Consider the following 22,349-nt stretch of genomic DNA (forward strand, 5'->3'; position numbering starts at 1 on the left):
AGTACCGACGTTCAAAAGTTGCTTAAAACGTATAATCCAGAAGTAATTTTTATAAATGGAGGGAGCACAATTTCTTCAAGGGAATCCTGTAATTATGACTAAAGAAGCAATTTATCAAACACATATGAAAGCTGTTAATCATTACTTACTAACTAGAAAAGAATTAAAAAGATTTTATCAATGTAAAAGGACTTTCCAACAATATTTTAGTACCATTTGATGGTGAAATATCTCACTTTCTAATATAAATACTTATGCGCTTTTTGATAAGCGTTGGTTTTCATGGTTGAGGCCCACCAGACATGCCTATTAAGTTAAGAAATAATAACACTCCCAGAACGATAATTTTATGCGTGTTGTTCATATTTATTGTTTGGGAATAAATCTGTTCTTGTTAGCTTGATAGTGATGGAGTACAGCCAGCAATGTAGGTTTAAAATAACATGATGTTGTTTATAAAAAAGCTGTAGAAATAGTGTGTCAAACCATACCACTAGTTAAAGAGAATATATATATGGCGGACCTTTTAAAATAGATATAATTACGTGAAAATTATAGTAAGAAGGGCAAGGAAATATTTAATGATTTTAAGTTTGTAGCAAATCATTCGATTTATATCCAATTTCATAATCATTTGAATAAATGATTGTGAAATGCCAACTATTGGAGCATCTATTGAAAAGGAGAATAGTTTATGGAAATAGTAAATGATAGAGCCATGTTACGATTAATGCATGTAAATGATATCGAAAGCTTATTTAACATTGTGGAAGAAAATAAAGAAATATGGACGTATTTAATAGCCAAAATGGATAGTTATCAAGATATGGAGCAGTATGTTGAAGTAGCAATAAAAGGTTTTGAAGGGGAAACGGATTTACCATTTGTTGTCGTAGATCAGAAAACGAATGGAATTGTAGGCAGTACACGTTTGTACAGTATTTCAAATGATAACAAAACGGTTGAACTTGGGCAAACGTGGTATCACCCAAGTGTACATCGTACAAGTATAAATACTGAGTGTAAGTATATGTTATTGCAATATGCTTTTGAAGAGTTACACATGTTACGTGTGCAAATAAAAACGGATTTACGAAATGAAAAAGCACAGCGGGCAATTGAAAGGCTAGGTGCTGTAAAAGAGGGTGTATTGCGAAACGAAAGACAATTGCCAAATGGTTATGTACGGGATGCAGTTATATATAGTATTATTGCAAGCGAATGGCCGATTATAAAAGAACAACTTTTACAAAAACTAGCTGTATATAAATAAATACTACGTTTATAAATAAGGGGGTATCATCTAATATATATTGGATGATACTTTTTTGTTTTATGAACAAAAAGGCTATTGAAAGAGTCCTGATATGAATATCAGGACTCTTTCAATGTATATAATTATTTCACTGCCTCTTTTAATTCTTTTCCAGCTTTAAAAGCAGGTGCTTTTGAAGCCGCGATTTGCATTTCTTCACCTGTTTGTGGGTTACGTCCTGTACGTGCAGATCTTTCACGTACTTCAAATGTACCAAAACCAAGAATCTGTACTTTCTCTCCATTTGCTAACGCATTTGTTATTGTATCTAATAATGCTTGTGTTGCTGCTGCAGCATCTTTTTGTGTAAGTTCAGCTTTGTCTGCTACTACTTTTGTTAATTCTGTTTTATTCATTTTCTGCACCTCTTAATATGTAATTAGGTGACTATTATAACGTGTGTATATTCATGACGCAATTATACTGTACTTAGAAAAGACCATAGCAAGAGCTAGAGGACAATGTTTGTGTAAAAGGCATAAGAAGGATATTAATTATCGCTTTAAACTCTGTTCATATTTCTTTACATCTTCCATGGTTTTAAATATTAATACATCAAAAACTCCTTTTTCATTCCCACATACAACAACAAAACCATCTGTTGCTTCGAGAACTCTACCGATGCCACCATCTGTAAGTGTAATACTGGTGACATGTTTTACGTTCAGTTTTTCTTCTTTTCGAATGTAAGTAGTTATGGGTGTTCCTACAGGAAACGCATCTGTGATCTCTTTTGTTGTATATGTTCCATCATCTATTGACTGAGTTTTAGCAGTAATAGAATCAGTTTGAGTGGAACATCCTGTTGAACATATTAAAAGAATGCCAGTAATCATACTTACACAAGCTGTTTTTACCATTCACAAAATCCTCCTATAACTGTTCGTATTGTCAACTCATTTAGGGTAACAAATTATATATACGAAGTTTGTTGGATTATATGAGTCGTAATTGAACAAAGATACAGGTATTTTGGCAGAATGTGTTTCAAACAAAAAAAAAGACACCCTAAGGTGCCTTTCTGCGACTTGAACCAACGTAATATGGTATTGGATGCCAATCCAATTATTATTTTACCACATTAAGTAATTTTGGTTGTTGAGAAATATAATTCAAATCTATACGTTGTTTACTTTTACTTCATTAGCTTTTTTGTTTTGGATTCTTCAATCTGTTCAGATTTAATTTTAATTTCAGGGGTTATTGCTATCCTGCTACCTTGGTGCACACAATACAGGTATTTGTTGCACCAGAACTTAAAAAGTAATTAAATGTAAAAAATTTAAAAATCGAAACGTAGTTATTATTATATTAAGAATTATAAATTAAAGGTGGCATCTGGAAGGGAGTAGTTATACATGAAAAAAATAAAGGGGAAGTTATCTTTTAGCATTGATATTATAGGTTGTATCCTTTGCATTATAATGCTTATTATAAGTCTTGTTAATTTTAGAACATGGGTGCATCCTTTTCTATTCTTTATCTGCGGACTAATTTTCTTCATTAATATAGTAAATACCCGTAAGGGAAAAGTGCATAATTCAAATTAAAATAAAATTGTATCCGTATAACCCAAAAACGCTATTCTGTTTGTAGAAATATACAGAGAGGATGGCGTTTTTTGTAAATTTTTTGTTTCAAGATGAACTCCAATGATTTGCTGAGGGATTGTATCAATATTTTCCTCCTTCACTTTTAGAACAGCTTGCTAGAGGGGGGAGATTTTGTTTAAAGAAAGGGAGTTTTTGCGATGTTACCTGATTATATAAAGATAGCTTATGAGATAGCCCAAAAAGCCCATGCTGGACAAGTAGATAAAGCAGGTATGGATTATATCAAACACCCTGAGGCAGTTGCTAGCTTTGTAAATACGAACGAAGAGAAGGCTACTGCTTATTTGCATGATGTTCTGGAAGATACAGAGTTAACTGCTAATGATCTGTTAAGTGCTGGTATACCTCATAACGTAGTTGAGGCAGTGCAGGTACTGACAAAAGAGAAATACACACCTTATTTTGAGTATTTGTGCAGAGTGAAAGAAAATTCTCTTGCCCGTACAGTTAAACTTGCAGACTTAAAACATAATTCTGATCGCTCAAGACTTGCTAGGATAACAGATAAAGACCTAAAACGATTGGAGAAGTATTGTAAAGCGATTCAGTATTTAGGGGAATAAAAGAAACAGCAACTTCTAAAGTGACAATTTCTTATAATACTAGTTGTTTAAAGAAACTCCTTCTTGCAATGTTTTAAGGCATGTAAGAACAATTCCCTGGTTGTTGTAAAATAAAAAAATAAGAGACGATATTCTAAAGGAGTCTAGAATATCGTCTCTTATTATAAGCCTTAAAACGTCAATTCAGGAATATGTAAATGATTTTTTAATAAGTTCCAAGTCTCATCTAGAATGGGTTTTGGTGGTATGTAAATAATTGTTCCATCCCGACCTCTTGTTAAAATAACTCTATATGCATTGAGTTTAATTTGGAATGGATCTACAACACCCCATTGATAGTGTTGCCCCTTCCAAGTCCCATTTTGTAGATATAGATCATCATCCCAATGAACAAGCGTCATATCTAGTTCAAGACCCTGTGTTTGGAATTCAGTTGAGCTGTAGTTGAGCGCTCTACAATAGTATTGGGATTCGGCATAGTTAAAGTATTGAGCGATCTTACTAGGGCGTTCATATCGTTCATCTCTTGGTAGAACAGGGACTTCTTTTTGATGATCAGCGCCACCAGCACAGACAACGCCAACTGTTTTTGTATCATCCTGATAAAGCTGATGTAAAGTGTGTTTGGCTTTGGCTAAATCACGCGTAATAAAAAGTTGATAATGTTCTTTTGGTAGCTTATGAATAAGCTGTTTTGTTTGTTCAAAATTAGCATCTAATAAGGTATTAATAATTTCATAGTATTTTAAAGCTGCATGAGCACGGAAAGATGAGTTTAAATGTAGCTGAGAATGAGTTCTATAATGTGCTGCATTTGTAAATAAAGAATTAGGATGTTTAGAGTGAACAGTCACGTTTTTTCCAGCGATCGCAGTATTCCATAGAGCGAGACCGCCTTCTTCACCAGAATAGATCTCTTGTCCTTCACCAATTAAGCCAATTGTTACACTCCACGGTTTATTCTTTGTTGTGATATTCATTATAATATCCGGTTCGCTTAAGTTTTGAGCTTCTCGATTTCTTCGAGTTAGTGATTGGTCGACTTTTTTTGCATCCCATGCTCGTTGGGCCTCATCAAACATGATTATTTGTTCTTTTGGAATCATTCTCTTTTCGAGAAAATCCATTTTATATCCATATAAACCTTGTACGAAGGTTCTATTTTTCAGCGTGTCTTGTAATACGTCCACTAATGGTCCATTACCAGATAAATAAACTGCATTTTTCATCTCGTGTGCAATGGTCAAACCTAAATATGTTTTACCTGCTCCTGGTTCGCCAGATACTAAAATGAGATGGTGGGTATTTGTACGTTGAGCTTCTTCAATAATTGAGCGTACAGTTTGTTGTACTTCTGGAAAGTTACTGCTTGATACAGCTTTAATGTCAGGGAGCGGTTCATTATTTAAAATGGATCGAGCAGCTTCTAGCATAGAAGGTGAGGGTTCATAGACACCATCGATTATTTCCTCTAGCGTCAAAGTTGGTACTTTTGTTTTATTGATGATTCGTTTAAGAATGCTTTCCAATCCATCAACAGTGGAGAGGGTTACTTGATATTCTTTTTGGAAAACCCAGCGTTCACCTTCATAGTTTGTAAGCAGCAAAACACCTATGACTTGCATGTTAGATTGTTGAATAGCTGAGTGATAATGTTCAAGATCACGCATATAAAGAGAAGTTTGGATATATTCAGAAGGTGAAACGCTATTATAACTTTTACATTCGAGGACGATCAGATAACCATTGATCAGTAAAAGTACATCTGGGCGACGACCGCCTCCGCGTAAAATCTCATATTCAAAAATAAGTGATGCATCTAAATTAGAAAATCGATTAAATAAATCTTGTAGTTTATTATAACTATCAATCCATGCTCTCTTTTGAGAATCTATTTTTGGATCATTAGTTTTATAGACATGATCTAGCAGTTGTTTAACAAAAAAATGTACATCTAATTGCTTAAATTGTTCAATAGTTCCAGCCCAGCCATAGTTCAAGATAAAAGCCCCCTTGAAGTGTAGTAGAATATATGTATATTTCTATTATACGAAATGGTATAACTAGTTTGGAATAAGAAAAGAGTTAAGTCGTATTTTTCTGGGGAATTTTTTGGTAATAAAAGATTTTCTTTATATGTTGAGGGCTATCGGTAACAAAAGAATTAATTTAGATGAAGATATTTTATGTTTAAATATAGTTTCTTAACTAGAGCACGAAATCATATTATTAACCAATTATCACTTTTAAATAAAGTCACTATGTTTTGAAAAAAATGCGATAAAATATAAAAAGGAAATGGACCATTTGTTAAAAAGATCAATTTCCTTTTTACGATTTAAATATGTTTAAATTTTATTATGAAGGAACCTAAATCATAGCCTGTTTTTATTATTGCTATAGCTGAAATTATAGCTAATGGGTATTTAATAGATGGTTTGTTGAGAAATTCCTTTAGGATTTTCATATTGTAGACCTCCATTGTATTGATAATATTAATATATATAGTATCACAAACATAGTGGTTAAAAGCCATTATATTTATCCCAATTAAATATAATGTGAAGAAGGGTACTTAAATTGACGGAGAACGAAACAAAATAATGGGTAACAAAACGATCAAATTTTTTATAAAAATCGCATACTAGTTTACAAAAAAAGAATCCATTTTGAACAAGCTTATGTCAGATTCTTCTTATTTATCATATAATATGTGTTTGTGTTACTATTACTATTTAATTAAGTTGTATTCTTTATTAAATAGAAGTATCGTTTATAAAAATTGTACTGTTTTCAGTCCTTTTTATTTTCAAGTTAATGTGATATATTCATAACATAAAGAGCGAAATATATCACATGGAGGTTTTTATGAAAAATAAATTGTCTTATTTAGGATTTCTCGGTTTTTTGGGTTTTTTAGGTCCGTTTACACTTTTAGGAAATATTTCATGGGCATATTATTTTTTCGGTTTCTTTTTCTTTTTCGCATATGCAAAAGTAGTACCAGATGAGCTTTTTATGCTACATGTTCGTATCGCTGCTACAAGGGCTTTTTTCGTAGCAGTAGTACTAGGAAGTATACTACTTTTGAGTGTTTTTATATTAGAAAATTTACATATAATTCGGTTATTCGTTATAATTTCATTTTTCATACCTTTAGGCACATTTATAATTAATTTAGAAATATTTGAGCGCAGAGAAAAGAAAGGAATGCAAGATGCCACTTAAGACTAGAATGAAAGAATATAGAGTAAAGCTAAATATGTCGCAAGAAGATTTAGCCAAGGAGGTTGGTGTTAGAAGAGAAACAATTGGCAATCTCGAAAATGGAAAATATAATCCTTCCTTCAAACTTACTTATGATATTGCGAAGGTTTTAAAAGCACCTCTTGAAGTTCTGTTTTGGTTTGAAGAATAGTTCATGTATGAGTAAATGATTATGATAGATATGTTCATGAGCTTTGAACAATCTTTTTTATAAAAACTAAATGCAGATTTCTAACAAAAGACTCCATTTTGATTAAACCTTTTTCAAAGTGGAGTCTTTTTGTTTACCATAAACTATGGGTTTGTGGTTTTTTGTTTAAATTTCATTACAAATCAACATCAATTTGCGAATACCTTGTTTGTAGATAAAAGAGAGCTGCAAACATCTGTATGCAATATATATAAGGTGCCAATTGTAATGTTAATAATGGAGATTGATAGCTCCTCTACGTTCACTTTTATAGAAGAGGGGAGATGAAATAAGCTAAGATACAGCTGTTTTAGTAAATTTGCTTCATTTTAAAATAAGTTTGAATGAAGGAGACAATTTGCTAAATACACTATGTTGTTCATTTCCTTCTTGATTCATACCTGCCTGATAAGATGTAAATCCTTTATACGTTTTTCTTTTCCATTGCCATAAGCCATTACTTTGATCGAATTCACCATAGTAATGATTGTAATCGAGTTTGTTTCCAGTGTTTTTATTAAAATTATTGCTAATAAAAATACGGCTATTACTTGCATAGATTTGGTTATTGGTAATTACATTGTTCCGAGTATCGTAATTTAATTCGATTTGGCCACTCTCTTGATCTTTTGTATCATTTTTATACATTACATTGTTCGTAATTGTGTTATTTTCTGCATATCCTTGCTGACTATCATATCCACCAATTGCAATGCCACTCATAATATTATTGGATATCGTATTGTCTCTAACGGTAATTTGGCTTGCACTTTTTCCTGCATGTTCGCTAGCTACTTCAATACCGAGATCATTTTCATAGCTTTGATTTTGCTCAATGATAATTTCCTTTCCGCCATCCACGTAAATACCATCAGCTGAATATTCATTATAACTCGTATTATTGATGGATGAATTGTGATGGACAATGTTATTACGAACAACTCCATTCCGTGCTTGATCTAAAGCAGCTACTGAAGATACGCCTTCATGTCCAATCAGAACAATTCCGATGTTGTTGTTATCATGTACTTTGTTATTGGTAACTTCAAAGGTATCTATATTTCCATTCACAGCAATTGCTTCACTCAATCCTAATTTCAAATTTGCTACTTCGTTATTATCAATCACAATATGATTTAAATTATTTTGTGCACTAGATGAAGTACCATAGACCGCAATACCATGTGCATTTCCATCCTTTACATTCGCTTCAATGTGATGGATATAATTATTTCTAATATCAATATAACTTCCTGTTCCAGTAATATAAATACCAATAGGGGGGTTGCTACCTTTACTTCCGCGTGAACAAGCTTTAGATCTTTTTGGAGTTTTACACACATCTCATGCAAAATAAAACTACAGCACGAACAAACCTAACCTTCATCAAGTCAATGATATTCAATTGTTTCGGAAGTAATTATGTTACTTAGGATTTTTTTAATAGGTATTAAAGAAAAACATTTTACATTAAAAGGTTATAGAAGTTGTATGATTTTGGATTAATAAAAGTGCATTCAATAATGTCAATTAATTATTATATTTTAAGAATAGTGAAAGGTTTTCGGGAATTAAAAAGTTGAATATAAGTTTGGGATTAGAATATTAAGGTGGATAATTATGTGTTTATTTGTAAAAAGAAAAGAAACTTTAGCTTTAAAATATGAATTAGACGGACTCTTATAGCATGAAAAAATATGCAATTTTGCATAGTTAAATTTTACCAAATAGTATTTTAAATAAAATTACGTACCGTAATAAGGATTAAAGTTAAGAGATTCAATGGAGTGAAACTATAAGTTTTTAATATAACCAAATGTTCTATTTTTGAGGATGAACATGGTTATATTAATTAAAATATACTAATTGTAAATTAAACATAAAGCTAGGCCAATAATGCATTCAGGGCGTTTAGTATTTGGTTTAAATTGGATAAAATTTAATGAAAAAGGAATAGATGAAAAAATATTCTGTTTATTAGAAATGATAAAAAAGAAAAAGAAAATAATAATTAAAATAATCAAGATTTAAGCATTTATTATTTTTCAGATATATAGAATTTATATCCATAAAAACAAATTATTAGTTATTAAATGGAAATTAACCCCTTCCCAATTTATAGATTTAGTAGTATTATTTGCTAAGAGATAAATTGGATATTATTTACTTTTATCAAAGGTATTGAAGCTTTGTTTTTATAACTCGAGTTCTATATCTATCTAACCTTCCGATTAATCTGAAGGTTAATTCAATACCAGAAATAATTAATGCGCTATTAAATTCTTAAGTTATTAAATTATTTTCATTTACAGAAAAATAATTTATCGCGCAAATTTTAAGGGGGTGGATTTATCGTTAAATCCATATTTCTTAATATAACAAAAGTTAGTTTAGAGGATATTCATTGCAAAAAATATTACTGGAAGGTGAATTAAAATGGGGAAATCGTTATGTGACCAAGAAAAAAAAGTAGCCATTCTTATTGCACACGGTTATAAGGATGTAGAAATTGCACAAAAACTATTTGTTAGTAGAAGAAGAGTAGGGGTTATTATTTCATCAATTAAGTTGAAATGTAGAATATCTTCTCGAGTTCAGATAGGAATTCTTGCCTATCATCGTGGATGGTTAGAATTTGAAGAAATTATGAGGAATGATGATTATGCGCAAAAGAGTGCCTTATATTGAACAAATGGAGCACAGCGAGTGTGGTTTAGCTTGTTTGGGGATGGTATTAGGTTACTACGGTTATCATGTAACGTTATCTGAATTAAGAAATAAATTCGGAGCTTCTAAAAAGGGCACCTCTCTTTATAATTTGATAGAGATGGGGGAAGAAACTAATCTTAAAGGAAAAGTTTATAAAACAGATTACGATGGTTTAAGTCAGATTTCAGGTCCTGCAATCCTCTTTTGGGAAAATAAACATTATGTTGTTCTTGAGAGAATTAATAAAGGTAATATTACTATTGTTGATCCCCTTAATGGGAGACGGAAAGTTAGGCCGGAGATCTTTAAGAATTCTTATTCTGGATATGTTTTGAAATTTAAAACAGATGAAAAATTTATTACAAAAAAGAAGGAATTAAAACTCAATTTTCTATTACAACATGTTTTAATGCATAAAAATATACTGATAAGTATAATGTTGGTGGCATTCCTATTACAAGGTATTGGACTAGTTATTCCTAAATTTACACAATGGGTTGTTGATAAGGTTATTGTACCTAATAATGCAGAATACACAAATATTCTAGGGATAAGTGTGCTCGGTCTATTTTTATTTTATCAAGTATTCTCTATTTTTCGAGGGTATTTAATTACTATTCTTCAAACACGTATGGATTCTTCATTTATGTCAGCTTTTATTTCTAAATTATTTAGTCTTAAATACTCATTTTTTGAAGCTAGAACAAGTGGAGAACTTATATACCGAGCCAATTCAAATGTAATAATCAGACAAATTCTCTCTTCTCGTATGATTTCTCTAATTATTGATATGGTTTTAATTATTGGATATGCAATAATGATGTTCTATATGCAGTGGAAATTAGGTTTGTTAGTAATATTATTATGCAGTATTATCACAAGTATCACACTATTAAGTACTCGTTTGATGAAGAAATTATCAGATCAAAATATTATGGTACAAACCAAAACACAAAGTTATTTAACTGAGAGTATTCATGGAATTTGTGATGTTAAGATTTTAGGTGCTGAAAAAAAGGTTTTTAATCACTGGCATCGTTTATTTCATAATCAATTAAAAGCTTCTCAAAAGCAAAATTTATTTTCTACTACTTTAGAATCTTTTAGTAGTGGAATTCAATTTATTACCCCTCTAATCTTACTTTGGGTAGGTTCAATCTTTATATTAAAAGGGGAATTTACGATAGGAGAACTTCTAGGTTTTTCGGCACTGGCTACATCGTTTATGGTACCAATTATTTCTATGGGAAACACGTATTCTCAATTGTTACTCTTAGTGGCTTATATACAGCGCTTACAAGATGTGATGGAAAGCGAATCTGAGAGTATAGATGGACACAAGATTAAAAATATTCAAGGTGAAATTGAATTTAAAGATGTGTCATTCAAATACGACCATTTTGGAAGGGAAGTTCTTTCTAAATTTAATGTTAAGTTTGAAGCAGGAGAAAAAGTTGCTATTGTTGGTCCATCTGGTTCAGGGAAAAGCTCAGTGGCAAAATTATTGCTAGGATTATATTCACCTACTAATGGAAAAGTCATTATTGATGGAAGACCATTAGAGGAATTGAATCTACATGCTTTACGCAGTCAGATGGGAGCGGTTTTACAAGAAACCAGATTAACTCATGGAAGTATATTAGAAAATATTCAAATTTTAGATAACCAAATTTCCTTAGAAAAAGTAGTTAAAGCATCTCAATTGGCAGATATTCATGAGGAGATTCTGAAACAACCTATGGGTTATTATACAATGATTTCTGAAGGGGGTAGTAATTTTTCAGGTGGTCAAAAACAGCGTCTTCTTTTAGCACGTGCTTTAGCTAATGAGCCTAAAATATTAATATTAGACGAGGCAACTTCAGCTTTAGATAATCTTTCAGAATCAAGAGTTCAACAGAATTTGAGAACGTTAGGCTGTACGCAGATTATCATTGCTCATCGATTATCTACAGTGAGAGATGCGGACCGAATTATTGTTTTAAAGGATGGAGAAATTCAAGAAATAGGAAATCATCAAGAGTTGTTAAAAAGAGAAGGCATTTATCATCAACTATATACAATTCAAGAGGAGAATCAAAATGAAGAAGTGGCAATCTAAATTAGGAACTATAATCGTAATTTTAACTACTGTTATGCTATTTACATTTACTTTTAATAAGTCAAGTAATGCAGAGAGTAGAACTGATCAACTATTTATGTTTACGGATTCAAATACTTCAGAAGAGGTAAACCAATTCATTAAGGAAAAATACCCAAGTGTAAAGAGTACGGTAATTCCTGAAATCGCAATGGTTAAGATTGAAGATACAGATAATGGTCAGCATATAAAAGCAAGTAATGAAGTAAAGGAAAAGTTTCATAATAAAATTGAATCTACTGGACCAGAAAGTAAAATAATTGACCCTAAAGAAGATACTTTAAAATCTAGTATTTCTGAAAATGAGATTATTCCTACTGCTGTTCCAAATATGGAAGAAAAAGCGAAATTATATCAAGTGTTAGGATGGGATATAAAGAAAATTACCGAAGATGGAAAAAGCTTCAAAAAGCAAAAAGGTAATCATAATGTAAAAGTAGCTCTTATTGATAGCGGTGTTGATTTTAACCATCCAGATTTAAAGGAGAATATTATTTCTAAAGGAAGATCGTTTGTTCCCAATGTAGATAATACTGAAGATCACATGGGGCATGGTACAATGGCAGCTGGTACTATAGCAGCTAATGGAAATATGTTAGGAGTTGGACCAGAGTTAGGCATTATCCCTTATAAAGTTATGGATAATTGGCAAGATGGAGCTGAATCAGCCTGGGTTACACAAGCAATTATTACTGCTACAAAAGATGGAGTAGATGTTATTAATTTAAGCCTAGGAACGTACAAATCATTGGAAAAGCCAGAAGATCGAGTAGTAGTAGAATCTTATAAACGAGCTGTAAAGTATGCACATAAACATGGAGTTATTGTTGTAGCTAGTGCAGGAAATGAGAGTTTCGATAATAATAACCCAACGCTTATAGCAGAAAAACGAGGTTTTTCTGGTGATAAGCAAGTACATCTTCCAGGTGGTGGGGTTCCATCATTAATTACTGTTTCAGCTACTGATAAAAATGACTTACTAGCATCTTATTCAAACTATGGTGGGGTTTCTGTAGCTGCTCCTGCCGGAGATTATGGACCCGAGTGGGCTACTGAGCAAAAACTAGATCCGCTTTCTATGACATTAACGACTTATCCAACTAATTTACCACAACCACCATTAAGCAAGGCTTTAAACTTACCGGAAGGTTATGTTTTAATGGTAGGAACTAGTGTAGCAGCACCAAAAGTATCTGGAGCGGTTGGAGTTCTTATTGCTGAACAACAAAAGAGAGGGCGAAAGTCTTTAAACATAGCTCAGATCAAAAATATATTAAAAAAGAGTTCAACAGATTTAGGGGCTCCTGGTAAAGACCCTCAATATGGATACGGTTTAATAAATGTTAATAAGGCGTTAGAATTAATCAAATAAATATTATATATAAATTATAAAGAATAGGGATTTTCCATTGATTTACGTGGAGGTCCCTATTTTATTTTGAGGAATATTTTAATTTGTTTTATAAAAATTAGTAAATGTAAGAAAGTATTTTCTAAATAATAAAAAATGCAAATTTGCGAACTATAATTAAAAGAATTTCTCATATAAAATACTATTTGTAGTTAATATTAAAGGAGGAATTTTATTATGAATCGTAATCAAATTATTGAAGAATTAGCAGTAAACCATCCAGCAGGTGCAAAATTAGTAGAAGTATCAAAAGAAGAGTTAACACGTGTTTATGGTGGTGGAGATGTTCAACCTGAAACAAGCCCAGCTTGTGCTACGGCTATGCTTTATCTTCAAGGAGTAACTGTTAGTCTTGGTCTTTCTAGAATGCACTGCTAGTTATAAACATAAAATTAAAAATTGATAGAAAGAACTACCTGTTGTCCATAATTTTTAGAGGACAGGTAGTTTTTTTCTTTGGTCATTAGCCTTTTACGTCAAATAAAATCACTTATGTATAAGCTATATTTTAACTATATAAGTGAAAAAAACATATTACAAAAATAATCAAATAATTTTAACGAAATAATAAAAAAATGCAAATTTGCGAACTACAAATAAAGATCTTACTCATATAAAATAATGATTGTAGTTAACATTAAAGGAGGAATTTGATTATGAATCGAAATGAAGTTATTGAAGAATTAGCAGTAAATCATCCAGCAGGTGCAAAATTAGTAGAAGTATCAAAAGAAGAGTTGACACGCATTTATGCTGGTGGGGATGTTCAACCTGAAACGACTCCAGTTTGTGCTATTGGTGGCGGACTAGCGCTAGGTTTTTCAATCTCAAAAATATACTGCTAATAGTTGAGAATAAAGATTAGAGTAACAAAAACACCATAATGTAAATGTATATAATTTACATTATGGTGTTTTTTTAAATACTAGGTTACTCAAAAAACATTATGTTAAAATGGAGGCTTGAAAAAATTGAATCAAAATACTAGCATTAAACCATTAATTTCGACTACTTTGTTTAAGTCGTTATCTATAAAAGAAAGAATTCAACTAGCTGATAAGATTGATACAATTAATTTAAATGAAGAAGAATTTCAAAGTTATCGTAATAAATGGAAAGAAGACACTTTATTAAATGATGATTCAATGAACAAGAGAATTCAAGTGGAGCAGTTAGATGAAAAGTTATTTATTAAAGCATTAAAAGCATCTGAAAATGAAGAATGGTTACAACAAAACAAATTAGAACCAAATCAAAATCCCTTATGGATGAATTGGATAGAGGAAGCATTAACACTTCATAGAAATAAAGCGTTAAATGAGCCGGATCAATTACATATTAGTTTAGCTTTCCGTCCTTTTATGCTCTGGGCAAAAAATAGATTTAATAAGTTTTATCAAGAGCATCCGTCCCTTTCGAAAAAAGTGGATTGGGATCAATTACAGTCTTCAATTTTATATAATTTGATTGAGGCTCTAACTAATATAGGTGCTAGAACTATCACTTTAGAGCTATATATTGCAAAGCAATTAAAAGAATTGACTGGAAATACTCCTGAAGAAAGATTTGAATCCTTTGTAAGAACTAAACTGCTAGATTTTGACGCACTTGAGTTTATATACAAAGAATACCCTGTTCTTACCAGGATTTTAATGATACGTACAAATTATTATGTAAATGCAATAACTGAAGCATTAACTCGTTTTGAAGAAGATTGGGATCAAATTAATCAATCTTTAAAACTAGATGCGCTTTCTCTTAAATCTATAGCTGTTGGACTAGGAGACTCTCATCAACAAGGGCGATCTGTAATGCGATTTAAGTTTGAAAAAAATAAAGAGATATTATATAAACCAAAGCCATTAACTGTAGCAATTTATTTTCATGAACTTTTAGATTGGATAAATAAAAAAGGATTTACACCAAAGTTAAAGGGACATAATATATTAAACTGCCAGGACTATGTTTGGGAGGAGTGTATTCAACATCGAGAATGTAAGACACAGGACCAAATTGAAAACTATTATAAACGTTTAGGTGGATATTTAGCTATTTTAAATGCTGTAAATGGTACTGATTTTCATCATGAAAATATAGTTGCTGATGGTGAATTTCCTACATTAATTGATTTAGAAACTATTTTTCATCATCCAGCTAAAATAAATATTAAAACGGCTGAAATAGAAGCGAAATATAAAATTATAAATTCCGTTCTAGGTACTGCGTTACTTCCACATTTATATTTTAAGAATGCAGAAGGGTATGGTATTGATATTAGTGGAGTAAGTGTACAAAATCAGGAAGAATTGCCTATACCTTTACTGCGACCTGAAAATGAAGGTACAGATGAGATGCGGTTTGTTCGTAAAAAGGTAATGGCAGATATAAATGATAATAATGTTCCAAAGTTAAACGGGAAAGCAATAGGGGCATCGTCACATGTAGATTCTATTATTGAAGGATATCAGTATGCAGCTCAAATTATATTTAATAATAAATCAGAACTTCTTCATGAAGATGGTCCTATAGCTAAATTTAAAGATACTGAAATTCGAATTGTAGTACGACCTACTCAATATTATGGGAATTTTCTTTTAGAAAAACACCATCCGGACTATATGAGGGATTGTGTGGAGCTTGAGAAATTATTAGATCGACTTTGGTTTACTGTATTAGATACACGTCAAATTCCATTTGAAAAACAAGATTTATTCAATGGAGATATCCCTATCTTCACCACAAAACCTGGAAGTCGAGATTTATTTGCAAGTTCTGGTGAGAAAATTGAAAATTACTTTGACCAACCAAGTTATGAAATAGTTGTTGAACGTATAAAAAACCTTACATTAGATAGTATTGAAGAGCAGTCAAAGTGGATTGAAGCTTCGCTTTCCTGTAATATAAAGGAAAAAGTTATTGTTAAAGAGGCTACATACCTAAAGGAAGAATTAAAGGAAATCAAGACAGATATATTTATAGAAGAAGCAAAAAATATTGGATATAGATTGAAGGAACAAGTTATCCATGGTTCTTATAACGATGCCACGTGGGTTGGCCTCGGAATGAACTATCATAATCAATGGCAAGTTACAGCTTTAGATAGCGGATTATACAATGGATTAAGTGGTATTGCAATGTTCTTAGGCTATTTAGGAAAAGTCTCGGGAGAAGAGGATTTTAATAGGTTGGCAATGCAAACAATGGAATCAATTTTACAACAGCCTATACAAGAAAAATCGTTTGCTAGCGCTTTTTATGGGCAGGCTTCTCATTTATACATCCTTTCTCATTTTGATGCATTATATGGTGGAAATCAAAAGTGGAAGTTATATATTCAAAATTCTTTAAATAATATAGAGAAAAGTGTAAAGAATGATCAATTTTATGATTTACTGGGTGGAAGTGCTGGAATAATTCAAGTCCTGCTTAATATTCATGAACAGTTTAATAATGAACAGGCACTTAATATTGCTCAGAAATATGGTGATCATTTAATTGAAAATAAAATAGTTACAGAAAGAGGAATTGGTTGGTCAGATCCTTCAAGTCAAATAATGTTAGGCGGGCTATCGCACGGTACAAGTGGGATTGCCTGGTCATTGTTAAGGTTGCATAAGCAAACTTCCAAACAAAAATATTTTGAAACAGCATTAGAAGCAATTCGATATGACCGTTCTTTATATAATTCAAAAAATTGTAATTGGGCAGATTTAAGATGTTCGCAACATAAGTCAAGTGAATTTTCTGCAGCATGGTGTCATGGAGCCACTGGAATTGGTTTAAGTCGTCTTTTGTATTTGCCTTATATTAAAGATACATTATTACAACAAGAGATAGAAACCGCAGTATCTACAACTGTAGATGTTGGAATGGGACGGAGCCATTCTCTTTGTCACGGTGATCTAGGAAATTCAGAATTATTCCATGTCGCGGGAAATGTATTAGGACGTCCAGAATGGAATAGAATGGCTCATGCGGTAGGAATGAATACAATTAAGGAAAAACAAGAAATAGGAAAATATAAAACTGGTGTTGGGCGTCATATTGAAATTCCAGGTTTATTTATGGGGTTATCTGGTATAGGATATCAATTATTACGCTTAGCTAAACCGAATCAAGTTCCTTCTGTCTTGACTTTGGAAAAACCAATTAAGTATTAATTTAGAAAACAGCACATAGAAATTTATGTGCTGTTTTCTATTGTAATTATTTAATTAAATTAAAGAGAAACTAGTCTATTAAAAGTTCTTCATATATAATATTTAACAAAATGTTAAAAAAGATATGCGAAATGTTAAAAAAGATATGCAAAATGTTAAAAATAGGATAAAATATTCATAGGAGGTGGGGGTAGTTGTTAAACAACCGAATAGTTGTTTGTCGTGCCGAAAAAGGTTGGACACAGCAAGACTTAGGAGAGAGAGTAGGTGCTAGTCGACAGACTATCGCTTCTATGGAAAGGAATAAATATAATCCCTCTTTAATTCTTGCATTTAAAATAGCCCAAGCTTTTGGAAAACCATTAGAGGAAGTTTTCGAATATAAGGAGGAATAAATAAATGGAATTTATAAAGTATGCTGTAATTATTATTATAGCTTTATCATGCCTAAGTGAATTATATATGTTTAAATTTCAAAAAAGCCAGGAGGCTAGAGATGAGAGGGGGTTAGAAATTCAGTATAAAACTACTAATTTTTTATATAACACTCTTTATCTGGGAATAGTTATATTGTTTCTTCTTAACATACTTCAATATATTACAGCAGAACAATTTGTGAATATCCTCTTATATTTCTTTATTTCTTTAGGGATAATAAAAGTTGCTTATTCATATTGGAGAAGGAGCTATTAAATATAAAAAGAAATATTAAAAATAAGGGAGCATATTTTTAATATACTTGTTCTTGAATTAATAATAGATTAATTTCTGTGGAAGTATTAGTGCTTCATATTAAGAGAAATTGGCCGAAGCTTACTAATATAATTATAGATACGCCTATGTACTTAAAGAATAAATACAGAGTTTTTATAAGCATGGAAAAATTGCAGTTTCAATTGAAACTGCAATTTTTAATTCATCCTTGCCATTATAGGGGAGGGGATTTGAAGTGTGCTAAGATAAAGTCATTTTAGTAAACTCGCTTCATTTTAAAATAAGTTTGAATGAAGGAGACAATTTGCTAAATACACTATGTTGTTCATTTCCTTCTTGATTCATACCTGCCTGATAAGATGTAAATCCTTTATACGTTTTTCTTTTCCATTGCCATAAGCCATTACTTTGATCGAATTCACCATAGTAATGATTGTAATCGAGTTTGTTTCCAGTGTTTTTATTAAAACTATTGCTAATAAAAATACGGCTATTACTTGCATAGATTTGGTTATTGGTAATTACATTGTTCCGAGTATCATAATTTAATTCGATTTGGCCACTCTCTTGATCTTTTGTATCATTTTTATAAATCTCATTGTTTGTAATCGTGTTATTTTCCGCATATCCTTGCTGACTATCATATCCACCAATTGCAATGCCACTCATAATATTATTGGATATCGTATTGTCTCTAACGGTAATTTGGCTTGCACTTTTTCCTGCATGTTCGCTAGCTACTTCAATACCGAGATCATTTTCATAGCTTTGATTTTGCTCAATGATAATTTCCTTTCCGCCATCCACGTAAATACCATCAGCTGAATATTCATTATAACTCGTATTATTGATGGATGAATTGTGATGGACAATGTTATTACGAACAACTCCATTCCGTGCTTGATCTAAAGCAGCTACTGAAGATACGCCTTCATGTCCAATCAGAACAATTCCGATGTTGTTGTTATCATGTACTTTGTTATTGGTAACTTCAAAGGAATCTACATTTCCATTCACAGCAATTGCCTCACTCAATCCTAATTTCAAATTTGCTACTTCGTTATTATCGATGACAATATGATTTAAATTATTTTGTGCACTAGATGAAGTACCGTAGACAGCAATGCCATGTGCATTTCCATTCTTTACATTCGCTTCAATGTGATGGATATAATTATTTCTAATATCAATGTAACTTCCTGTTCCAGTGATATAAATTCCAATAGGGGTTTCGCTAACTTTCGTTGACTTTAAGTTACGAAATTCTAATCCCTTTACTTGAATATAATTTTTGTCTTCTATTGTAAATAATCCATCATCTTCTAATTTGACCTTAGAACCATCGAGAATGACTTTTTCATCCTGGTAATTTTGAAAAGTAATGGGTGCGCCTGAGGCACCAGAACGAGCGACACGAACCTTTTGGTTATAAACTCCGCCTCTTATGTAGATTGTACTTCCTTCTTTAGCGACGTTAGCAGCTTTTTGAATGGTGGCGAAAGGTTGATCTAATGTGCCGGGATTGAGGTCATTTCCTGTTGGAGATACATAGTAATTTGTAACAGAAATTCCATTGCTATTGGATTGTGCAAAGGTAGAGGTAGGGAGTGTGAAAATTAACATACTGAAAGAAAGGATAAAGATAAAAAGCGATTTTTTTAATGAGGGAAATATGGTTTGATATTTCATCATGATCCTCCTTCTTTTTTTAGCATTCCTTCTCAACTATATAGTTAAAACTGACGATTTATATCTTGTATCAATAAAAAAAACAGGAATGTATTGCGGGTTAAGGGACATCAACTCCTATGGTCTACGTCTTCTATCTGAAACTAAATTTTTAATAATTCATGGTTTTTCGTATAAAATCAAATCATATATACGTGTACTTAAAGAAATATGGATATTAAAATCGGTAGACGAGGGAATGAGAGATACTGATACTAATTTTAAGGAAAGTTATTCAAAATATGTTTTCTATTCAATTAAAGCTTCCCTGTGTATCATGTTAACTGTTGTACTAATTTGATTGGTAAGATTAACAGATATTTATTTAAAGTGGGGGTGGTTCAATAAATCTGAAATTAACATTGTTTAATATGAGTGTTCGAAAAAATTTATCAAGTTTTAATATTCGGAAAATCATTTATATAAACAAGTATGTTATGGTAACCTTTAATAAAAGGGGGTAGCGTATATGAATGTTGAAATTATTTCTAAAGAAGAAATCACAAAATTATTAAACGACTGGTATCAAGCTATAATTTCACAAAGTGTATTACAGTCTAATAAAATAAAAGAAGAGATTGCAGATAAAATCAATAATATTAAGGAAGACCAAACAATATTAGTCTACTATGCTTTATTAAATGCACGGTATAATCTGCTAATTCGTGATATGGATAGTTCAAAAGATATTTTGGATAAAATTGAGCCATTACAAGAGCCTACAGAAACATTTTTAGAGTACTATCATCATTTATTTAAAGCAATTTATGCTACTAATACAGCAAACCATAGTGAAGCAAGAATACAATTTGAAGAAGCTGAAAAGTATTTAGAGTACATGCATGATGAAATCGAAAAAGCTGAATTTAATTATTGGCTTGCAGTTCATTACTATCACATATTGAAACCAATCCTAGCAGTTCAATTTGCTACGAAGGCAAATGAAGTATTTTCAATTAATCCAGGGTATGAATTAAAAACTGCTGCTTGTTTGAATACTTTAGGGATGGCACACACTCGCTTAAGTGATTTCGAAAGTGCAGAAGAATATTTACTTTCAGCATTGGGTACTTTCCAAAAATCTAATGACGAAAGTCTTACTAAACGTGTAAAGCACAATTTAGGACTTTTATATGCAAGTCAAAACATGTCAGAGTTAGCAATTAAGCATTTAGAGGAATCACTAGAAAACAACGCTAAAACGATGTTTCTTTTAGCAAGAGAACATTTTAAGTTAGGTCATAATCATAATGCTAATGAATATATTGAGAATGGCTATAAGATTAGTGACTTATGTTATCGTCATCATTTTCAAATTTTAAAAGCAGTACATAACTATGCACCACAAGAAGAATTAGAAAAGGTGGTCATGGAAGGTATTTCGTATTTTGAAAAAGAAGAATTATATGATTGGGTAAAAGAATATGCTTATCTTTTAGGTAATATATTCTATGGTTCAGAAAATCACGAAAAAGCCAGCAAGTATTTACACATCGCTTTAGATGCAGACAAAAAGAGTATAGAAAGAAGGGCACTAAAATGAAAAAAGCAATCTTATTAATGATGATGTTATCCGCTGTTTTTACTTTTGGTCTTACTAATGTAAAAGACGTATCACATAATGAAACTATTGAAGTGTTTATGGATCATGGAGAGCATATTTAATTATCTAAAAAAAGAGGGAGCTGCGTGGTCATCTCCCTGTCAAGTAGACAGTAATAAAAAGAGTATTATGCCACGGCCTTTTCCCGATATTCTATCGGGGAAAGGCCGTGAAGTTTTTCTTGGAACCTTTCTGTATTATAGAATTGAATATATTCTTAAATACCAAACCATACATTCTTCTTTACACCCAATGCTTTTAAGGGTGGAGTTGCGGCTAGAGCGATTGAACCGCTTCTATTTACATCACCGACTACTGCTAATTTTGTATGCATAGGGTCTAATCCCTTTACTTGAATATAATTTTTGTCTTCTATTGTAAATAATCCATCATCTTCTAACTTGACTTTAGAACCATCTAGAATTACCTTTTCATCTTGGTAATTTTGAAAAGTAATGGTTGCTCCTGAGGAACCAGAATGAGTCACATGAACCTTTTGGTTATAAACTCCGCCTCTTATGTAGATTGTACTTTCTTCTGTTGCGACATTAGCAGCTTTTTAAATAGTAGCGAAAGGTTGATCTAATGTACCGAGATTGAGGTCGTTTCCTGTTGGAAATACATAGTAATTTGTAACAGAAATTACATTGTTATTGGATTGTGAAATGGTAGAGGGAGGGAGTGTGAAAATTAATATTCTGAAAGAAAAGATAAAGAGTGATTTTTTTAATGAGGGAAATATTTTTTGATATTTCATCATAATCCTTCTTCTTTTTTTAGCATTCCTTCTCAACTATATAGTTAAAACTGACGATTTATATCTTGTATTAATAAAAATATTTACTTGAAATTATTCGGTTAATCTGGAACTGCCATGATTTGTGAAAAAGCCAAATAAGTGTTGGAACCTTTAAGAAGCAATAATGTTAAATTAAT

Annotated in this window: 18 protein-coding genes and 3 pseudogenes; 14 read left to right on the forward strand and 7 right to left on the reverse strand. The window is 31.5% G+C overall.

Annotated elements, in window-relative coordinates:
- The first annotated feature begins 694 nt into the window (after positions 1-694).
- On the forward strand, positions 695-1,273 hold the full coding sequence (locus ACTFO4_RS25250; protein ID WP_440014605.1) for a GNAT family N-acetyltransferase: 579 nt from the start codon (positions 695-697) through the stop codon (positions 1,271-1,273).
- A gap of 125 nt (positions 1,274-1,398) precedes the next feature.
- Here ACTFO4_RS25250 and ACTFO4_RS25255 read toward each other — a convergent pair whose 3' ends face one another.
- Complete coding sequence (locus tag ACTFO4_RS25255; protein WP_060852657.1) at positions 1,399-1,671, reverse strand: HU family DNA-binding protein; 273 nt, start codon at positions 1,669-1,671, stop codon at positions 1,399-1,401.
- A gap of 138 nt (positions 1,672-1,809) precedes the next feature.
- Positions 1,810-2,175: a hypothetical protein gene (locus ACTFO4_RS25260; RefSeq protein WP_440014604.1), complete on the reverse strand. Its 366-nt coding sequence runs from the start codon at positions 2,173-2,175 to the stop codon at positions 1,810-1,812.
- An 890-nt stretch (positions 2,176-3,065) separates the two neighbouring features.
- Here ACTFO4_RS25260 and ACTFO4_RS25265 point away from each other — a divergent pair.
- Complete coding sequence (locus ACTFO4_RS25265) at positions 3,066-3,491, forward strand: HD domain-containing protein (protein WP_440014603.1); 426 nt, start codon at positions 3,066-3,068, stop codon at positions 3,489-3,491.
- 170 nt (positions 3,492-3,661) lie between these two features.
- Here the strand turns inward: ACTFO4_RS25265 and ACTFO4_RS25270 are convergent, their stop codons facing one another.
- A complete protein-coding gene (locus ACTFO4_RS25270; RefSeq protein ID WP_440014602.1) occupies positions 3,662-5,491 on the reverse strand; it encodes a DNA/RNA helicase domain-containing protein in 1,830 nt (609 codons plus the stop codon).
- A gap of 868 nt (positions 5,492-6,359) precedes the next feature.
- Here ACTFO4_RS25270 and ACTFO4_RS25275 point away from each other — a divergent pair.
- Positions 6,360-6,719, forward strand: coding sequence for a DUF3796 domain-containing protein (locus ACTFO4_RS25275; RefSeq protein ID WP_074642482.1), 360 nt, complete (start codon positions 6,360-6,362; stop codon positions 6,717-6,719).
- The gene (locus tag ACTFO4_RS25280) at positions 6,709-6,909 is read left to right on the forward strand and encodes a helix-turn-helix transcriptional regulator (protein ID WP_001128812.1); all 201 of its coding nucleotides are present in this window, start codon (positions 6,709-6,711) and stop codon (positions 6,907-6,909) included. The genes ACTFO4_RS25275 and ACTFO4_RS25280 overlap by 11 nt, the downstream gene beginning before the upstream one ends.
- Positions 6,910-7,272: 363 nt before the next feature.
- Here ACTFO4_RS25280 and ACTFO4_RS25285 read toward each other — a convergent pair.
- Positions 7,273-8,235 (reverse strand): annotated as a pseudogene (locus ACTFO4_RS25285) (right-handed parallel beta-helix repeat-containing protein); the annotation flags it as partial.
- Positions 8,236-9,384: 1,149 nt separating this feature from the next.
- On the opposite strand from ACTFO4_RS25285, the gene ACTFO4_RS25290 reads away from it, so the two are divergent.
- From ACTFO4_RS25290 to ACTFO4_RS25325, 8 genes are all read left to right on the forward strand, one after another.
- Entirely contained in the window at positions 9,385-9,636 is a 252-nt protein-coding gene (locus ACTFO4_RS25290; protein ID WP_016078316.1) for a response regulator transcription factor, read from the forward strand.
- On the forward strand, positions 9,611-11,758 hold the full coding sequence (locus ACTFO4_RS25295) for a peptidase domain-containing ABC transporter (protein ID WP_440014663.1): 2,148 nt from the start codon (positions 9,611-9,613) through the stop codon (positions 11,756-11,758). Before ACTFO4_RS25290 ends, ACTFO4_RS25295 begins: the two co-directional genes overlap by 26 nt.
- Entirely contained in the window at positions 11,739-13,169 is a 1,431-nt protein-coding gene (locus tag ACTFO4_RS25300) for a S8 family serine peptidase (protein WP_440014662.1), read from the forward strand. The genes ACTFO4_RS25295 and ACTFO4_RS25300 overlap by 20 nt, the downstream gene beginning before the upstream one ends.
- 216 nt (positions 13,170-13,385) lie before the next feature.
- Complete coding sequence (locus tag ACTFO4_RS25305) at positions 13,386-13,586, forward strand: mersacidin family lantibiotic (protein WP_440014660.1); 201 nt, start codon at positions 13,386-13,388, stop codon at positions 13,584-13,586.
- 278 nt (positions 13,587-13,864) lie between these two features.
- Positions 13,865-14,053 (forward strand): mersacidin family lantibiotic, encoded by a 189-nt coding sequence (locus ACTFO4_RS25310; RefSeq protein ID WP_016078320.1) that lies wholly within the window; start codon positions 13,865-13,867, stop codon positions 14,051-14,053.
- Positions 14,054-14,179: 126 nt separating this feature from the next.
- Positions 14,180-17,368 (forward strand): type 2 lanthipeptide synthetase LanM family protein, encoded by a 3,189-nt coding sequence (locus ACTFO4_RS25315; RefSeq protein ID WP_440014658.1) that lies wholly within the window; start codon positions 14,180-14,182, stop codon positions 17,366-17,368.
- Positions 17,369-17,562: 194 nt separating this feature from the next.
- The gene (locus ACTFO4_RS25320) at positions 17,563-17,763 is read left to right on the forward strand and encodes a helix-turn-helix transcriptional regulator (protein WP_000933887.1); all 201 of its coding nucleotides are present in this window, start codon (positions 17,563-17,565) and stop codon (positions 17,761-17,763) included.
- A 4-nt stretch (positions 17,764-17,767) separates the two neighbouring features.
- Positions 17,768-18,061 (forward strand): hypothetical protein, encoded by a 294-nt coding sequence (locus ACTFO4_RS25325; protein WP_074790070.1) that lies wholly within the window; start codon positions 17,768-17,770, stop codon positions 18,059-18,061.
- Positions 18,062-18,352: 291 nt separating this feature from the next.
- Here the strand turns inward: ACTFO4_RS25325 and ACTFO4_RS25330 are convergent, their stop codons facing one another.
- Complete coding sequence (locus ACTFO4_RS25330; protein ID WP_440018874.1) at positions 18,353-19,771, reverse strand: right-handed parallel beta-helix repeat-containing protein; 1,419 nt, start codon at positions 19,769-19,771, stop codon at positions 18,353-18,355.
- A gap of 508 nt (positions 19,772-20,279) precedes the next feature.
- On the opposite strand from ACTFO4_RS25330, the gene ACTFO4_RS25335 reads away from it, so the two are divergent.
- Both ACTFO4_RS25335 and ACTFO4_RS25340 read left to right on the forward strand, forming a co-directional pair.
- Entirely contained in the window at positions 20,280-21,353 is a 1,074-nt protein-coding gene (locus ACTFO4_RS25335) for a tetratricopeptide repeat protein (protein ID WP_440014548.1), read from the forward strand.
- On the forward strand, positions 21,350-21,475 hold the full coding sequence (locus ACTFO4_RS25340) for an aspartate phosphatase (protein ID WP_440014547.1): 126 nt from the start codon (positions 21,350-21,352) through the stop codon (positions 21,473-21,475). The genes ACTFO4_RS25335 and ACTFO4_RS25340 overlap by 4 nt, the downstream gene beginning before the upstream one ends.
- Before the next feature lie 65 nt (positions 21,476-21,540).
- Here ACTFO4_RS25340 and ACTFO4_RS25345 read toward each other — a convergent pair.
- Positions 21,541-21,630, reverse strand: a pseudogene (locus ACTFO4_RS25345) (IS3 family transposase); the annotation flags it as partial.
- A gap of 21 nt (positions 21,631-21,651) precedes the next feature.
- Positions 21,652-21,759, reverse strand: a pseudogene (locus ACTFO4_RS25350) (damage repair protein); the annotation flags it as partial.
- Positions 21,760-22,349 lie beyond the last annotated feature (590 nt).

Origin of the sequence: Bacillus cereus group sp. MYBKT14-1, from assembly GCF_051915185.1 — a bacterium.
GTDB classification, from domain to species: Bacteria; Bacillota; Bacilli; order Bacillales; family Bacillaceae_G; genus Bacillus_A; species Bacillus_A cereus.

Bases quoted from the DNA above. Each gene is read 5' to 3' on its own strand.
- ACTFO4_RS25250 (WP_440014605.1), top strand. From the start codon at position 695: ATGGAAATAGTAAATGATAGAGCCATGTTACGATTAATGCATGTAAAT.
- ACTFO4_RS25255 (WP_060852657.1), bottom strand. From the start codon at position 1,671: ATGAATAAAACAGAATTAACAAAAGTAGTAGCAGACAAAGCTGAACTT.
- ACTFO4_RS25260 (WP_440014604.1), bottom strand. From the start codon at position 2,175: ATGGTAAAAACAGCTTGTGTAAGTATGATTACTGGCATTCTTTTAATA.
- ACTFO4_RS25265 (WP_440014603.1), top strand. From the start codon at position 3,066: ATGTTACCTGATTATATAAAGATAGCTTATGAGATAGCCCAAAAAGCC.
- ACTFO4_RS25275 (WP_074642482.1), top strand. From the start codon at position 6,360: ATGAAAAATAAATTGTCTTATTTAGGATTTCTCGGTTTTTTGGGTTTT.
- ACTFO4_RS25280 (WP_001128812.1), top strand. From the start codon at position 6,709: ATGCCACTTAAGACTAGAATGAAAGAATATAGAGTAAAGCTAAATATG.
- ACTFO4_RS25290 (WP_016078316.1), top strand. From the start codon at position 9,385: ATGGGGAAATCGTTATGTGACCAAGAAAAAAAAGTAGCCATTCTTATT.
- ACTFO4_RS25295 (WP_440014663.1), top strand. From the start codon at position 9,611: ATGCGCAAAAGAGTGCCTTATATTGAACAAATGGAGCACAGCGAGTGT.
- ACTFO4_RS25300 (WP_440014662.1), top strand. From the start codon at position 11,739: ATGAAGAAGTGGCAATCTAAATTAGGAACTATAATCGTAATTTTAACT.
- ACTFO4_RS25305 (WP_440014660.1), top strand. From the start codon at position 13,386: ATGAATCGTAATCAAATTATTGAAGAATTAGCAGTAAACCATCCAGCA.
- ACTFO4_RS25310 (WP_016078320.1), top strand. From the start codon at position 13,865: ATGAATCGAAATGAAGTTATTGAAGAATTAGCAGTAAATCATCCAGCA.
- ACTFO4_RS25325 (WP_074790070.1), top strand. From the start codon at position 17,768: ATGGAATTTATAAAGTATGCTGTAATTATTATTATAGCTTTATCATGC.
- ACTFO4_RS25330 (WP_440018874.1), bottom strand. From the start codon at position 19,771: ATGAAATATCAAACCATATTTCCCTCATTAAAAAAATCGCTTTTTATC.
- ACTFO4_RS25335 (WP_440014548.1), top strand. From the start codon at position 20,280: ATGAATGTTGAAATTATTTCTAAAGAAGAAATCACAAAATTATTAAAC.
- ACTFO4_RS25340 (WP_440014547.1), top strand. From the start codon at position 21,350: ATGAAAAAAGCAATCTTATTAATGATGATGTTATCCGCTGTTTTTACT.